Raw genomic sequence first — 16503 nt, 5'->3', positions numbered from 1 at the left:
TTCGAGAGGAGACTACATACGATGACTAATGCTGCATCTGTTTTCTCACGTCCGCCACTGGCAGACTGCATTCCCGACCTTGTGACTTTTTCCAGAGGGGAAAAGAAAGCAACGCTCTTTATCCGCAATGGTACCTTGGTCAATGTTGTTTCAGGAGAAATATTGCCCGACATGTGCGTAGCAGTTGTTGGCACCCGTATCGCCTACGTCGGTCCATATATGGAGGAAATGATCGATGACTCCACCCGTGTGATTGATGCAAACGGAAAATACATTGCACCTGGTCTATTGGACGGGCACTGTCATATTGAAAGCAGTATGTTGTCGGTCACACAATTTGCCAATGCGGTCCTCCCACTGGGAACGACTGGCGGTTTTTTTGATGCACATGAAATTTCAAATGTTCTCGGACTTCCCGGGCTGCGGATCATGCTGGACGAAGCACGCCAAACGCCAATGGCTGCTTATATGCAAGTAGCTTCTTGTGTTCCATCAACGAATTCGACCTTTGAGACAGCCGGAGCAGAATTCGGTCCCGCTGAAGTGGCAGAAGCACTGAGCTGGGGACCAGACATGATTGCGCTCGGAGAGGTCATGAACTTCCCCGGTGTCGTCTATGGCGATCCGAAAATGATTGGAGAAATTCAAGCTACTCTGCGTGCTGGGAAAGTCGTAGATGGTCACTATACCTGGCCGTCCAACGATCCACGTCTGTCTGCCTATGCTGCCGCTGGTGTTTCTGGCGATCATGAGTGTGTGACAAAGGAAGATGTCGCGAATCGCGTGCGCCTTGGCATGTACGCAAAAATGCGCCGTGGTTCTGCCTGGCATGACGTAGCTGCTACAATCAAAGCGCATACTGAGCAAGGACTCGATTCTCGGCGCATGATGCTAGTTTCAGATGACCGTATTTGCGATTCGTTAAAAGAAGAAGGCCACATGAATTTTATCGTGAGACATGCCATTTCTCAGGGAGTAAAGCCAGTAACTGCCTTCCAGATGGCAACCCTCAATACGGCTGAGCGCTTTGGTGTAGCAAGAGATGTCGGTTCGGTTACACCTGGCACGATTGCGGACATTATTTTGCTCGACGGAAATTTAGCGGATGTGAATGTGGTGATGACCATTGCCCGTGGCGAGGTCGTTGCGGAAAATGGAACCATGACGGTAGAGCTGGCCGCTTTTCATTATCCCGATTACGCCATCAACTCAGTAAAGCTCACCCCTGAGCTTACTCCTGCCAGCTTCCACATCCAGACACCGAATCAATTCGGAACGATCAAAACGCGTGTCGCGATGGTGAGAGAAAACCATGTAGAAACCGAGGAAATATTCGCCGATGTTCCTGTGAAGGATGGTCTGCTCGCTATTACTCCTGAGAGCACCCTGTGCAAAATGGCTATTTTTGAGCGTCACGGGAAAACAGGAGGCTCTGCTATCGGGATCGTAGGCAACGTCGGATTCGATCAGCCCGCTGCGATTGCCATGACGGTTGCACATGACTGCCACAATGTCCTCGTCATCGGAAACGACGATGAACAAATGGCGAGAGCAGCCAATGCTGTTATCGGCATGCAGGGAGGAATTGCGGTCGCGTCTTCCGGCAACGACCTGGTCGAGCTGCCGCTGCGTCTTGCCGGCTTGATGTCGACTGAGCCTTACGAAACGGTCGTGGAGCAATCGATGGCGATCAGCCGTGCACTTGCTTCGGCTGGCTGCACGATGAATTACGCGTTTATGACGCTATCCTTGCTCGCTCTCGTCGTCATCCCTACCCTCCACATTTCGGATACCGGGTTGATTCGTATCTCGGATGCTGGCTTCGAGAAGGTCTCACTTTTTGTTGAATAAGCCATGCATAAAATACGCCTAATACAAGGACAGCAGGTGCCTCAATTTCCCTGCTGTCTTTTTATTACGTTTTACATAAATAGCTGATGAATCTAGCAAGATATATTTTAAATAGTTTTTTAATTCATAATTTTTCGTTTGACTTTCATCTTTCCAATCATTAATATGTAAGGGACGCATATGAAAAACATAAGCGGTTGAGTATTGTGGGAGAGACTGGACGTAATGTTCGGCACCGAAGGAGCAAGTCCTGATCATAGGGCAAATCTCTCAGGTAAAAGGACCACAATAGGACGCATCTCTGGAGAGAGCCTTCGCGGCCACCAAAGGAGTTATACTCTCAGGTAAAAGGACAGAGAAAATGGGACTACTCCTATTTTTCTCTGCCTTTTTTTGTAATTTCATAAACTTCACTTACGATAACGCGATAACGGATGAAAGTATCATCAGCGAAAGATAGGAATCACTTAAACAGAAGGGGGGTTACACGTTTCATTCGCATCAAAAGACCCGAGCAAATCAGGGACTAAGTCATTTCTTATTAAACTAAATTTTTGTTATATTCAAATTTGTAAGCGTTTTTTCCAATAAAAATTAGACAGAAAAATAACTTTTATTGGAAATTTAATTTGCAATTCACTGATTTATATTTATTATTAACATATATAAAATCATCTTAATTGCAAACTGCTTACACAAACGAGAAAGTGGGGGATCATATGCAAGAACAAACACTAGAAAGAGGTCTGAAAAACAGACACGTACAATTAATCGCGATTGGTGGAGCTATTGGTACCGGATTATTTCTCGGCGCAGGTAAATCCATTCATTTGGCTGGGCCCTCTATTTTATTTGCCTACCTAATCACAGGGATTATTTGTTTTTTAATCATGCGCGCTCTAGGAGAGCTGCTTCTATCGAATTTGAACTACCATTCTTTCGTTGATTTTGTAAAAGACTACTTGGGCAATATGGCAGCATTCGTCACTGGCTGGACGTATTGGTTTTGCTGGATATCGATTGCCATGGCTGACTTGACCGCTGTTGGACTCTATACGCAATACTGGTTCCCGGAAGTACCACAGTGGATGCCTGGATTAATCGCACTTGTTGTTTTGCTCATCATGAATCTAGCAACGGTCAAGCTTTTTGGTGAAATGGAATTCTGGTTCGCGTTAATCAAGGTTATTGCGATTCTCGGTTTGATTGTGATTGGACTCTTCATGATTATCAAAGGGTTCTCTACTAATTCAGGCCCATCGAGCTTCTCCAATCTCTGGAGCCACGGAGGTATGTTCCCGAATGGGATAAACGGCTTCCTACTCTCATTCCAGATGGTCGTGTTTGCTTTCGTTGGGATTGAGCTCGTCGGTCTGACCGCCGGGGAAACCAAGGACCCTGAAAAAGTAATTCCGAAAGCAATCAACAACATTCCGATCCGCATCCTAATTTTCTACATCGGGGCGCTGATCGTCATCATGAGTATTTATCCATGGAGTGCTATCGTTCCAACAGAAAGTCCATTTGTCCAAGTATTCGCAGTGATCGGTATCGCTGCAGCTGCTGGAATCGTCAACTTCGTCGTGCTCACATCGGCAGCTTCGGCATGTAACAGCGCCATCTTTAGTACAAGCCGGATGGTTTACTCGCTTGCGAAAGAGAAAAATGCACCTGTCCCATTTACTAAGCTGACAGCAGGAAAAGTACCTTCCAATGCACTGTTCTTTTCCACGATTGTCATCCTGATTTCTGTCATATTGAACTATGTCATGCCTGAGGGCGTATTTACCCTCATCACAAGCGTATCGACGGTTTGTTTCCTATTTATCTGGGGAATTACCGTCATCTGTCACCTGAAATACCGGAAAACAAGACCGGATCTGGCGGCAGTAAACAAGTTCAAGCTGCCTCTGTATCCTTTCGCCAACTACTTGATTCTTGCTTTCCTCGCGTTTATTCTCGTCGTTCTGGCACTGGCAGAAGACACGCGTGTGGCACTGTTCGTCACTCCGGTATGGTTTATTATGCTGGTAGCGATTTACAAAATGCGCAAGCCAAATGCTGATCAAATCAATCATGGTGACGTAGCAGATAACAAATCTGTTAGCTAGTAAAAACGCAAGCATCCCGCTTTCACTTGAAATGGTGAAAGCGGGATTTTTTTGTTTGAAAGCCCTCCTTCTAAATTTCTGTACCGGTACAATTAGTCTTTTTCTACATTGATGATAGAGCCCACTCGACTTACGATGATGTCAAGGCGCCTGTGAAAAGCTTTGATACATTTGCAAACCACCACTAAAAAGCGAGGATCTTTCTTATGAATACAATCAACTACTTGCTCCTGCTTGGTATCGGCATCATCTGGGGATCGCAGTTTTTCTTTGTCGATTTGGTCATCGGCTCTATCACGCCAATTACGCTCGCCGCGTACAAAGCCATTCTTGGCACTGTCACCCTTGCTGTCCTCTATATGTTCAATGGAAATAAAGAAAAACGGTCAGCTGGCCTTGGTCGAAAAGTGTGGAGCTTATTTATTTGGATTGCACTTCTTGAGGCTGTTATTCCTTTCATTTTAATCGGCTGGGGGCAGCAGTACGTCAATAGCAGCACAGCTTCCATTTTGCTTGGCACGGTGCCGATTTTCACCCTGATTTTCATGAAAATAGCAGTACCACGCGTAAAGCTGTCACCCTGGAAATGGGTCAGCATTTTCAGCGGCTTTGGAGGCTTGTGCCTGCTGTTTGGCCCTACCCTTTCCTCCCTTTCTTTTAGCGGAAATGTAATGGGCTATTTAGCTCTCGTTGGAGCATCCATGAGCTTTGCACTCTCTCTAATTTTACTGAAGCACCTGCCACCCATTTCATCGACTTTAGCCATGCGCAATGTTTTATTTGTTGCCTCCGTGCTGTTGTTGCCGCTTGCCTTTCTCTTTGAAGATCCCTTTCACATGAGCTTGGGCAGGCAGCAGGTTATAGACGTCTTGATCTTGGGTGTGGTTCAGGCCGGGATTGTCTACATGCTCTACAACACGTTTATCAGGCGCACGAACGCCGCATTTGCATCGCTTACGAACTATTTGGTCCCGCTGTTCGGCATCCTGCTCGGAACGCTCATTTTAGGGGATCAGGTAACATGGAACTCCATTGCCGCGCTTGTCGTGATTTTCATCTCTCTGGCGATTGGAGAGAAAAGCTAGGAAGCACTACCACCTCTCGCTTGCTGCAAGCTCTAGCTCGAACATCTCCAAAAATAATGCCAGCAAATAAGCCGCTTCCTCTTTCCCACCGCAATACTCGGGAGAAAGAGCAACAGTAACCACATCCCATTGATATAGATTCCGCAAGGCCTGCAGTTCGTCGCGAATCTGTGCTTCTTGCATGAGCTTGGGTGCTATCTCTTCGGACACATTGAAATAATCAAGATCGAGATCAAGAATCTTCGTTTGCTCTGTGCTCCACCTCTGATAGTCACAGCTGCTTAAAAATGAAGGCACATCCATATAGCGCTGATGCTTGTATGTACAGCCCTCTGGCAGCTTGGCAATAATATTTTGGCAGTTTTCATTTCGTTTTTGGACGGCATCATGGCGAAGCATATCCAATGACAGCACCTCGTCATCCTGATGAGACACAAAAATCGTTTCTCCGATCGTGTCTCTTGCTACCGCTGCCCAAATAAAATTATCAATTTGCATACAGTCGGGCGGACATACTCGCCCGCTCGCATAGTCATGTCCTTGTGCCACGGCGATCAGCTGCTCCACACTCTGTGCCTCATGCAAGCCCGGAACAAAAACACCATCCGGGGTATCATCCAAATGAGCATCTACATGCACGAGCAATGACTTTGGCTGCAAATTTCCTTTTAGCCTTTCGATCTCCCACGCCGCAAACGCCCAGTTATGCTGCCGCATGAGATAGATTCGCTTTTCTGGAAAAGCGACTTTCCAATCAAAATCGTAAAACCACTCCAAGTCAGTACCCTCCGATATAAACACGATTCTTTTTTTTTTCATTGTAAAGCAAGTACGCATACCGTCACCACTGAAGAGCCTACAATAACGAAAAAAACCAATCCTGATCAAATAAGATTGGTTTTTCTCGCTTTCTTCTGTTCACTAGTTCGTATTCGTTGCGGCAACAGGTGTATATCCAGTCTTTTCTACGAGAGACTGTCCCTGCTCGGACAATATCCACTCGATCAAGCGTGGGACATTCGGGTTTTTACTGCCCGCTGTCACCGCATAAAATTCCGCTGCGAAAGGATACTCTTTACTCACGATTGCCCTTTTTTCTGGCTTGATTCCGTTCACTTCAAGCAGCCGGATATTCCCGTTGTTCACCATTTCTGTAGCGAAAAACAAGAATGAATACCCGATTGCATTGTCGTAATTTTTATAGTTGGCAGTTCTATCAATAATTCCCCCCATTCCTCCCACCACATCGTCCTTAGGCGGCGTCATGATCTTTTTATTTACCATGATTTTTTCCAGCATCGTCTGGCTGCCACTATTTTCTGGGCGTTGGAAGGCACGAATGTTTTCATTTTGGCCGCCTACCTCCTGCCAGTTTGTAATCTTCCCTTCATAAATACTTTGGATTTGCTCCATCGACAGTCCCTTTACCGGATTTGAAGCGTTGACAAAAAATACGAATGCCTCACGTCCGATCGGGGTCAGCTTCAGCTCCACGCCTTTGCTTTTCGCTTCTTCCAGCTGCTGCTCTGACGGTCCCGCGGCAAAGATGATATCTACGCTTCCGTCCATCAAATTTTTATAGGCCTCTGGAGTAGTACTCGCCATAACCTCACTATCGAATTGGTTGTACTGCTTCTTCGGATAAACCGCCTGGGCAAAGGCTGCGTACAAGGGGTACAGCGCAGTCGCTCCGTCCATTTTCGGCAGATCTCCCTCTAGCTTGAGCGTTGACGACTCGTCCAGCTTCGCTGCCTTTGTATTCTCACGGTATGGCTGGTATTCATCCAAAACAAAATCCTGCTCGCTTACGGTCGGAATGCTGTTTACATAGGCTTCCTTGATCTCGTATCCCCCTACAGTAAGTGCTGCTAGAGAGAAAAAAGCAATGAGCGAGCGATTAAATATCCGCGCGCGGACCGGGATGAAAATTCGCCAGATGATAAATATAGCAAGCACACTCGTTGCGACTATGACAAATAGCGTGTAGAACTTCGTATCCTCAGAAAATAACGAGAATATCATGGCTACGAACCCCATGAGCCCAAGGAAAAAGAGCAAAATAATACACATCAGTATTTTTTCTAGCCAGTTTACTTTCACGATGCTCAGCCCCACTTTGTTATATTTCCATTTTTTGGGTTGTTATTATAAATATTTCGTTATCTTTTTATTACTTTTACTCGTCTGATACTTATTTTTCTTTATAATGGGAAAGGTAACCAAATTACTCACTTTAGGAGGACTTCATGAGGCAAAGAAAACACGTTACACTGCTCTTATCGTTTTTCCTGCTATTCACTACGCTCTTTGCGAGTATGGCTGCCGCCCAAACCTATACGGTGAAAAAAGGGGATACCCTGTGGCGCATCTCAAGAAATCACGGAACGACTGTAGCTGCCATGCAAGAGGTTAATCAACTACCTGATGTGAACTTCCTGCGTATCGGACAAGTCCTTCAATTGCCTGAGGGGACTGTGGCAGCAGTAGTTCCTGCGGCAAAACAAGCACCGACGACGCAAACAGCAAATACTTCAAAGCCAGCAGCACCTATCGTACCGGCAACCAAGCCACCTGTGGCGCCTGCACCGGTCGCACCTGCTCCAGCCGCTACAACAGAAGCAGGAGCAGACACAACCACCATCACGATTCTCGGTACATCTGATGTTCACGGCAACCTGTACGGCTATGTTTATGAGGATGGAAAAGAGACCTCAAACAATGGTCTTGCTAGAATCGCAACCTATGTAAATGAAGTAAAGAAATCCAATCCACATGTACTTCTTATCGACAATGGCGATACTTACCAAGGCAATATTTTGACAGATGATATTTATCGGAAAAAACCTGAGGTTACGCACCCTGTTTCGGTAGCCATGAATGCTATGAACTATGATGCCATGACCTTAGGAAATCATGAATTCAATTTTGGTCTCGACTTGATCAAGCGAATCGAAAAAGAAGTAAAATTCCCTGTCCTCGGCGCAAATATCTCGACCAAGGATGGAAAGTCTTTTGTTAAACCATACACAATCGCCGTTGTAGATGGAATCAAAGTCGGGATTATTGGCGTAACGACACCGAACGTTCCGCGCTGGGACGGTGAAAAGGTAGACAGCCTTTCCTTCCAGCACATGGGTGAAACTGTAAAGAAGTATGCGAAAGAGCTGCGGGAAGTTGAAAAGGTAGACGTACTGATCGCAAGCGCCCACTCTGGCATGATTGCCGAGTTTGACGAAGACGGCGGATCTGATGCGGCAGCCAAAATCATCGAAATGGTTCCTGATCTCGATGCCCTGCTCGTAGGACACATGCACATTATCGTAAAAGACCAAGTGGGACAAACTGTTGTTGGCGGTCCTCGCAATCTGGGACGCGATATCGTTCGCTTTGATCTGACAGTGAAAAAAGAAGCTGACAAAGCAACTGTCACAGATCGCAAGGTAGAAGTCATCGATATGACGGGCTACGAGCCTGATCAAAAAATCAGAGATATCATCAAAGACGCCCATGAAGCAACGATTTCGTTCATTGCTGGTGGCGGCGGCGCTGGTGAGGCAGGCGGAAGTGGCGGTCTTTTTGGACAAGCAAGCGCAGATTTCCAGCCTGAAAATGAGATCAACGGAATTCCTGAGGGCAAGCTGAAAGATACAGCGGTAGTCGACCTCATCAATAAAGTACAGCTAAAAGCAACTGGCGCAGATGTTTCTGCTGCGGCGTTGTTCAAAGATACATCCAACCTGAAAAAAGGCGATATCACCTACGCCAACATTTTCGATATCTACAAATTCGACAACACCCTGTATACCGTAAAAGTAACCGGCAAAGAACTGAAGGCGTACATGGAATGGTCTGCTAGCCACTACAACCAGTGGAAGGAAGGCGATATTTCCATCAGCTTCAATCCGGATGTACCGGGCTACCTGTATGACATGTTTGCAGGTGTAGATTATAAAATTGATCTGTCCAAGCCTGCCGGAGAGCGCATCGTTGATGTCATGTACAAAGGCAAACCTTTGTCTGATACCGAAGAGCTGAAGCTCGCTGTCAACAACTATCGCTACAGTAGTGGACTTAAGGCTCTCAAGCTCGTGAGCGCAAATCGCGACTGGGAATCTCCGCGCAGCATTCGCGACTATTTGGTTGAATACATCCAGGAGCAAAAGGTAGTCTCCCCAGAGGTCGACAACAACTGGGAAATCATCGGAATCGACCTCAGCAGTCCATACCGGGATGAAGTAATCAAGCTCGTGAACAATGGCAAGATTGAAGTGCCTTATGCAAAATCCTTGAATGTAAACGAGCTTATGCAGCAAGGGATTATTCAAGCAAAATAACCGCAGCTGCTCGTTTCGTGGGTATCCCGTTTTCACATCAGGTTGTGATAACGGGATGCTTTTTTTATAGCTCGGAGTCACTTTCGACTTTTTGAAACTTATCTGCATAATTCTCAACGATTCTTTTTATCATGTCATTCCCATACCCTCGTGAAAAAGCATTCTCATCGAGCCAGTACAAAACGGAAAAGCTGGAGTTGTCATGAAGATAAAAACGGACAAGATAATCTGATTCACGATTCCTCGATTGCTTCTTATACATCTCTTCAAAGGGAACATAGTCCAGGTTCACAAAGCTTTCAGCAAATTGAACACTGTCCTGTTCCGAGAATTCAACCGAATAGCGATCATAGTCATAAGGAGCATCCTGACTTTCTTTTGTATACTCCAACGTCACCTTTTTTACTTTTCCAGCCACATCGAATAAATCTCCCATCGTTTTTGCATCTGGACCATCCATGGCTTCGTATAGATCATCGCCAACAAAGAGGCGGAACCTTTCATCGTAGCCTTTCACTTGAGAGATTGGAGTTCCAATTTCTGCCCAAGTCGCATCACCATTTTGGATTCGATATCCGGGGCAGACATTACCACCCAGTTTAAGTGATACCTCAGCGATTTTTTTTCCTTTCTCAAGCTCACTCGTGTCTGATTCCCGGTTCCACATATACCTGATGTCATTCCATTTTAGCTCGTAATCATATTCCTCTATCTTACTGATACAGTTTTCCGTAAGCTGGATTAGCATTGGCACTTTTCGGGGTTTCTGCTGCGGCTCCTCCGCGTAAGCTGTCCCCTCTACTAAAAACATGAGCGTCAATGAAATGAGAGCAGATTTCATTCGTTCACCTCCGTACATTCTCTTACTAAGACGTATTCCGATGACCATTTGCCACATATTTACATAATATTTTTCCGATACTTTCTAAATTCACACCTTGATACTCGGATATAAAAGCGTGTAAGATAATGGTAACGAGCATGTGAATCACTTTCGAGCAATCTTACAAGGAACGAGGATGAGGTGAGCTTATGGCAAACGAATTAATCAGAGCATTCCAATTATTGAAAGAAAAAGAGTGGGTGGACCTGACACATACATTTGGTCCGGAATCTCCTCATTTTGCCGCATTTGCTGATGCTGAATTTACGACGTTGTTTAATCATGATGACGGCTTTTTTGCTCAACGCTTTTCATTTGCGGGGCAGTATGGCACTCATTTAGATGCTCCGATTCATTTTGTGCGGAACAAACGGTTTTTGGATGAACTGGATTTGAAAGAGCTTGTGCTGCCACTCGTTGTGATCGATAAATCTAAAGAAGCCGAAGCGAATCACGATTATTCCATCAGCGTGGACGATATTCTGAAATTCGAGGATGAGCACGGCAAGATCGAGGAAGGAACGTTTGTAGCCCTGCGTACAGACTGGAGTAAACGCTGGCCGGATAAAGAAGCCTTCAACAACAAAGACGCTGATGGCAATAACCATGCGCCTGGCTGGTCGCTTGAAGCCCTCCAGTTTTTATTCCAGGAAAGAAAAATCAAAGCGGTTGGTCATGAGACGTTTGATACGGACGCGAGCATCGACTATTTGAAAAATGGAGCATTGCTTGGCGAGTATTACGTACTGGAGCAAGATACATACCAGGTGGAGCTGTTGAAAAATTTGGACAAAGTCCCGGCAAAAGGAGCCATTATTTTTAATATCGTTCCCAAGCCGGAAAAAGCATCCGGGTTTCCTGCGCGGTCCTTTGCAATTTTGCCATAGAATTAGCGTACAACACGAAAAAACACGCCCGCTTCCTCGCAGGCGTGTTTTCTATCGCTTTTACACCATGATTTTACAAATATCGTTGGTAAACTCAACCGGGTCTTGCAGTGGCAAGCCTTCGATCAAGAGCGCCTGACTGTACAACAGATTCGTGTACAGTTTGAGCTTTTCCTTGTCGTTAGCATAGGCGTCCTTCAACGACTGGAATACATCGTGATGAATATTGATCTCAAGCACCTTATCAGCCTTTACGTTCGGGTTATTTGGCATCGCGTTCAAGATTTTTTCCATCTCAATCGTGACTTCACCCTCGGTGGACAAGCATACCGGATGTGACTTTAGGCGCTTGGATGCTTTGACCTTGGTTACTTTGCCAGACAGCTGGCTCGCCATGTAGTCAAATAGCTCTTTGCTGTCCTCGTTATTTGCATCGGCGTCCTTGTCGTTCTCGTCTGCTTCTATTCCAAGATCGCTGCTGGATACAGATCTGAACTCTTTTTCTTTGTAGTTCATGATCATTTTGATCGCGAATTCGTCGATGTCCTCTGTGAAGTACAAAATCTCGTAGCCTTTATCCGCAACAAGCTCAGTTTGCGGCAGCTTCTCGATGCGTTCGATCGACTCTCCAGATGCGTAGTAGATGTATTTCTGATCCTCTGGCATACGGGATACGTACTCATCCAGCGTGACCAGTGCTTTTTCTTTCGAAGAGTAGAACATGATCAGGTCTTGCAGGACGTCCTTGTGCGCTCCGAAATCGCTGTAGATTCCGAATTTCAGTTGGCGTCCAAATGCTTTGTAGAATTGCTCGTACTTCTCGCGTTCATTTTTCAGCATGCTTTGCAGCTGGCTCTTGATTTTGCTGGCGATGTTTTTTGCGATCAGCTTCAATTGACGGTCATGCTGGAGCATCTCTCTGGAAATATTCAGAGACAAGCTCTCCGAATCTACCATCCCTTTGACAAAGCTGAAATAGTCCGGGAGCAGATCGGCGCATTTGTTCATGATCAGCACGCCATTGGCATACAGCTCCAGACCTTTTTCAAACTCCTTGGAATAGTAGTCAAATGGAATGTTCTCCGGAATGTAGAGGATTGCCTGATAGACCGCTGCTCCATCCGCGCTGATATGGATATGCTTCAGCGGCTTGTCGAAGCCATAGTGCTTGCTGGTGTAGAATTGCTCGTAGTCTTCATCCGTCAGCTCGCTCTTGTTTTTACGCCAGATCGGAACCATGCTGTTGACGTTTTGTTCTTCTACATACTCTTCAAATTCGTTCTCGCTGCCTTCGACTGGTCGCTTTTGCACAACATCCATTTTAATCGGGTAACGGATGAAGTCAGAGTATTTTCTAATAATCGCTTTGAGGCGGTATTCATCCAGATACTCGTCGTAGCTTTCTTCTTCAGCATTCTCTTTGATTTTCAGTGTGATTTCTGTACCGACAAAATCACTTTCCCATGGTTCAATCGTGTAGCCGTCTGCTCCGCTCGACTCCCACTTGTAGGCACTGTCGCTGCCAAGTGCTTTACTGATTACGGTAACAACATCGGCAACCATAAAAGCTGAGTAAAAGCCCACGCCGAATTGACCAATGATGTTGTAGCCATCTTTGGATTCATTCTCTTTTTTGAACGACAAAGAGCCGCTCTTGGCAATCACACCGAGGTGATTTTCCAGCTCGTCTTTTGTCATACCGATCCCGGTGTCGCGAATCGTCAGCGTCCGGTTTTCCTTGTCCACACTCACCTTGATGAAATACTTTTCTTTATCAAAAACCAAGCTCTCATCAGTCAAGGCCTTGTAGTAAATCTTGTCAATCGCATCACTAGCATTGGAAATGAGCTCACGGAGAAAGATTTCTTTTTGCGTATAGATGGAGTTGATCATCATATCCAATAGTCGGGTAGATTCTGCTTGAAACTGCTTCTTTTCCATTCGAATTGCTCCCTTCTCAGCTACGTCATAAAAGAGTTTGTTTTATGGTCATAGGCTTATGTTAGCACTCTCACCCCGAGAGTGCTATTCATTATTTTTTATAGCAGTCTTCCATTTTTCTGTCAATATGTGTCTTTACTCTAACAACTGAAGGGATCGGCACAAGGCATACAAATAGTACATGCCACGCAGCTGTTTTTGATTCATCTTGTCCAAATATTGTGCTGTCTGTTGGGCAATTTTTCTCGCGTGGGCTACATCTTCATGATTCAGCTCTGCGATAGCCTGTTTGAGCTGGACAACTGTATCCGAATAAACAGCCGAACGTAATGTGCGCAAAAGTGAAATTTTACGCAGCTGAGAACGATTGATCCTGCGATAGCCATTTTGCGGGTCACGCTCCAATGTGATCAGCCCTATCTTTTCCCAGTGCCGTATGGTTGAGGCGGGTATCGAGGTCTCTGCCGAAGCCTCACCGATCGTCATCCACTCTAGCTCTGTCCTCTCCTCCCTGCTGCTCGTCTCCTTTTCTTGGCTTTCCAGCATCTGAATATTTTTCTCAGCTAACTGTCGATCACGGTACAAATCCGCTTGTGATTTCGTAACCATCCAGAGGACTGAATCCACCTGTTTTGCTTGCAGCCCTCGAACAACCTGTGCCGTTATTTCCATCCCGAAGCCTGGAGACATTGCCTCGATGCATTCGAAATAAGCGAGATGTTCTTGTGTATACATCCGATAGCCAGTTGACGAGCGCTGACTTGGTGGAACCAGTCCTTGTCGCTCATAATTGCGTAAGGTGCTCGTGCTCAGCCCAAGTCTCCTTGCGATATCGATTGGTCTCATCAATCGTGATCACCTCGTGCACGTATCTACAAAAGATTAAAGTAAGATTATAAGGTTATTGGTAGTATAAGCGCTTTAATTAAACACTTTCAATCATCAAAGCTTCCAATTCGCTTCACTGTTGTAAGATAAAGTCGTATTCGCAACAAAGCTACAGAAAAAGAGCATAACGGGAATTGAAGGAGGTACCTGCCGTATGTTACAGCAAGAGTTTGAGCGTCAAATCAGCAATCTCATTCAAAAAGGCTATCCCAGTATTACGGACAAGAGTGAAGAGGACTTCCGAAAACAGCTTGAACCTCTCCGCCAAAAGATTGTGGAGCTGGAGCATATCGGGGTATCCGCACAAAAAGGGGAGGTTCCGTTTGTCATTGTTATCAAACGTGAGTGGATCGACGCGGAACGGGCGATGCAGCTAGTCGAGAGGAAAAATAAAGCCGGGTTTAGCATCATGGCCTCTGAGGAACTCAACCGTTTTACACCAATCGAAGGAATTGAACTGCCAGAAGGGTTCGCCTATTTGCTCGTCGATATTGATACAGGACAAGAAACGCTAAATGTCACCCCAATACAAGCGATGGAGATGATCAAAAACGAAAATCGCTCTCCGTTAACAATCGAAGAAGGAGTTGCCCTGATCACCCATTTTCCCGAGGTAGTAAAGAAAAATAACGGTTTTTCCTTGCTCGCCTCTCGCTGTGGTGATAAGAGGGTGACTGCTTTATGGATCAGTGAAGGCAAGCCGAAGCTTGGCTGGTGTTGGGCAGGCAATCCTCACACGTGGCTGGGTTCGGCATCTTGTCAGTACCGCTTCGGATAAATAAAAAGCAGCCACGAGGACTGCCCTTGTTCCTCCTGGCTGCTACCTATTTGCTTAATAAGGCTCTGCTTCATGCCCCTTCTGTACAGCCTCCTGTGGCGCTTTATCTCCGCCACGGTTCCCAAGCGGCTTTTGGCTGGAGCCGCTCTTTATCGCTTTTTCCAAGCCTTCTCGTAGTCGTCTTCCATACTCCTCGTCGGCTTCCTCTGCGAGTGCGATCATTTTCTTTTGAATCCGCTCGTCACAGGAAGCGAGATCAGCAACCAGATTGGAGATCAGATCGTCTTTTTCCCAAGCCTCGAATTTGCGGTAGGTTTCACCCGCTTGCTTCGTGTTGCTTTGCCTATCGATCGATGCGCGAACCAGCTCACCCTCAATGAACGGGGTGTATTCTTTTCCAGGCTGGGTCGCTTCCTTTAGCCCACCCAAAATGGACGGTTCATAATTGATATGCGGGTTTTGCCCTGGTGCGAGGTCGACTGTGTATTGCATTTGACCGCCTCGCTGATTCGTCGCCACCTGTTTTTTCGGGGCATTGATCGGGAGCTGCAAATAGTTCGGACCTACGCGGTAGCGCTGTGTATCGGAATAAGAAAACGTCCGGCCTTGCAGCATTTTGTCATCTGAGAAGTCAAGACCGTCTACCAGGACTCCCGTACCGAATGCGACCTGCTCCACCTCTGTAAAATAGTCTTCCGGATTTCGGTTCAGCACCATTTTCCCGACTGGCAGCCACGGGAATTGATCCTCTGGCCATAGCTTTGTATCGTCGAGTGGATCAAAGTCGAGCTCAGGATGCTCTCCATCGCTCATAATTTGGACGAGCAGCTCCCATTCGGGATATTCACCACGCTCAATCGCTTGGTATAAATCTTGTGTGGCATGATTAAAATTCGTCGCCTGAATTTCACTCGCTTCTTTTTGCGTTAAGTTTTTGATACCTTGCTTCGGCTCCCAATGGTATTTCACGAGGACCGCTTCTCCCTCGCTGTTTACCCATTTGTATGTATTCACGCCTGAGCCCTGCATCATCCGATAGTTCGCAGGAATCCCCCAAGGCGAATATACAAAGGTCACCATGTGAAAGGTTTCGGGGGAGCTGGCACAAAAATCAAAGAAGCGCTCGCCATCTTGAATGTTTGTCACTGGGTCTGGTTTAAAGGCATGGACCATATCCGGGAATTTCATTGCATCGCGGATAAAGAAAATCTTCAGGTTATTGCCGACCAAGTCCCAGTTTCCGTCTTCTGTATAAAATTTGACGGCAAAGCCACGTGGATCGCGCAAGGTTTCCGGAGAATGACCTCCATGTATAACTGAAGAAAAGCGGACGAATACCGGGGTTTGCTTGCCCTTTTCCTGAAACAGCTTCGCCCGTGTATATTTGGACACCGGTTCGTTACCTACAGCTCCATACGCCTCGAAATAGCCGTGCGCCCCAGCACCACGGGCATGAACAACACGCTCGGGAATCCGCTCGCGATCAAAGTGGCTGATTTTTTCGATGAAATCGTAATTTTCCAATGTACCCGGACCGCGATTGCCGACGGTTCTGATGTTTTGATTATTCGTGATGGGATGCCCTTGCCGATTCGTCAAAATATGGTTGTCTTGCGATTCCTTCGTCACCTGTAGCCCTCCTGAATCGATGTAGTTGAACATTTGCATTTACAAGCCATATTTTGCCGCTACGATTGGATAAATATTCTGGTTCAATTTCATTTCCAAAAGGCAAAAACCCATTG

General features: G+C 46.2%; 12 protein-coding genes and 2 riboswitches. Of the genes, 6 read left to right on the top strand and 6 right to left on the bottom strand.

The window, feature by feature from the left end; all coding sequences use genetic code 11:
- The first annotated feature begins 21 nt into the window (after positions 1–21).
- The 3 genes from C3B52_RS07815 (at position 22) to C3B52_RS07805 (ending at position 5047) form a co-directional block, all read left to right on the top strand.
- Positions 22–1851: an adenine deaminase gene (locus C3B52_RS07815; RefSeq protein ID WP_103105522.1), complete on the top strand. Its 1830-nt coding sequence runs from the start codon at positions 22–24 to the stop codon at positions 1849–1851.
- A 197-nt stretch (positions 1852–2048) separates the two neighbouring features.
- A riboswitch (glycine riboswitch) is annotated at positions 2049–2147 on the top strand.
- A 2-nt stretch (positions 2148–2149) separates the two neighbouring features.
- Positions 2150–2210: riboswitch (glycine riboswitch) on the top strand.
- A gap of 360 nt (positions 2211–2570) precedes the next feature.
- On the top strand, positions 2571–3962 hold the full coding sequence (locus C3B52_RS07810) for an amino acid permease (RefSeq protein ID WP_103105521.1): 1392 nt from the start codon (positions 2571–2573) through the stop codon (positions 3960–3962).
- Between the two features lie 206 nt (positions 3963–4168).
- Positions 4169–5047 carry a DMT family transporter gene (locus C3B52_RS07805; RefSeq protein WP_103105520.1) on the top strand — a complete coding sequence of 293 codons (879 nt, stop codon included), beginning with the start codon at positions 4169–4171 and terminating at the stop codon, positions 5045–5047.
- A 6-nt stretch (positions 5048–5053) separates the two neighbouring features.
- Here the strand turns inward: C3B52_RS07805 and C3B52_RS07800 are convergent, their stop codons facing one another.
- Together C3B52_RS07800 and C3B52_RS07795 are read right to left on the bottom strand one after the other, a co-directional pair.
- Entirely contained in the window at positions 5054–5824 is a 771-nt protein-coding gene (locus tag C3B52_RS07800) for a UPF0489 family protein (protein ID WP_103105519.1), read from the bottom strand.
- A 144-nt stretch (positions 5825–5968) separates the two neighbouring features.
- Complete coding sequence (locus tag C3B52_RS07795; RefSeq protein WP_103105845.1) at positions 5969–7117, bottom strand: PstS family phosphate ABC transporter substrate-binding protein; 1149 nt, start codon at positions 7115–7117, stop codon at positions 5969–5971.
- A 176-nt stretch (positions 7118–7293) separates the two neighbouring features.
- Here C3B52_RS07795 and C3B52_RS07790 point away from each other — a divergent pair, with 176 nt between their 5' ends.
- Positions 7294–9381, top strand: a complete 2088-nt coding sequence (locus C3B52_RS07790; protein WP_235615631.1) for a 5'-nucleotidase C-terminal domain-containing protein — start codon at positions 7294–7296, stop codon at positions 9379–9381.
- A 64-nt stretch (positions 9382–9445) separates the two neighbouring features.
- On the opposite strand, the gene C3B52_RS07785 is transcribed toward C3B52_RS07790, so the two are convergent.
- Positions 9446–10222: a hypothetical protein gene (locus C3B52_RS07785; RefSeq protein ID WP_103105518.1), complete on the bottom strand. Its 777-nt coding sequence runs from the start codon at positions 10220–10222 to the stop codon at positions 9446–9448.
- A 191-nt stretch (positions 10223–10413) separates the two neighbouring features.
- On the opposite strand from C3B52_RS07785, the gene C3B52_RS07780 reads away from it, so the two are divergent.
- Positions 10414–11151, top strand: a complete 738-nt coding sequence (locus C3B52_RS07780) for a cyclase family protein (RefSeq protein WP_103105517.1) — start codon at positions 10414–10416, stop codon at positions 11149–11151.
- Positions 11152–11211: 60 nt separating this feature from the next.
- Here the strand turns inward: C3B52_RS07780 and htpG are convergent, their stop codons facing one another.
- Positions 11212–13092 carry a molecular chaperone HtpG gene (htpG, locus tag C3B52_RS07775; RefSeq protein WP_103105516.1) on the bottom strand — a complete coding sequence of 627 codons (1881 nt, stop codon included), beginning with the start codon at positions 13090–13092 and terminating at the stop codon, positions 11212–11214.
- 135 nt (positions 13093–13227) lie between these two features.
- Entirely contained in the window at positions 13228–13938 is a 711-nt protein-coding gene (locus tag C3B52_RS07770; protein WP_103105515.1) for a MerR family DNA-binding transcriptional regulator, read from the bottom strand.
- Between the two features lie 196 nt (positions 13939–14134).
- Here C3B52_RS07770 and C3B52_RS07765 point away from each other — a divergent pair, with 196 nt between their 5' ends.
- Positions 14135–14758 (top strand): DUF5701 family protein, encoded by a 624-nt coding sequence (locus C3B52_RS07765; protein WP_103105514.1) that lies wholly within the window; start codon positions 14135–14137, stop codon positions 14756–14758.
- A 54-nt stretch (positions 14759–14812) separates the two neighbouring features.
- Here the strand turns inward: C3B52_RS07765 and C3B52_RS07760 are convergent, their stop codons facing one another.
- Entirely contained in the window at positions 14813–16387 is a 1575-nt protein-coding gene (locus tag C3B52_RS07760) for a catalase (RefSeq protein WP_235615630.1), read from the bottom strand.
- Between the last annotated feature and the right edge of the window lie 116 nt (positions 16388–16503).

Source organism: Brevibacillus reuszeri (genome assembly GCF_002897295.1).
Lineage (GTDB): Bacteria > Bacillota > Bacilli > Brevibacillales > Brevibacillaceae > Brevibacillus > Brevibacillus reuszeri_A.
This window is presented reverse-complemented; position numbering and strand designations above follow the sequence as displayed.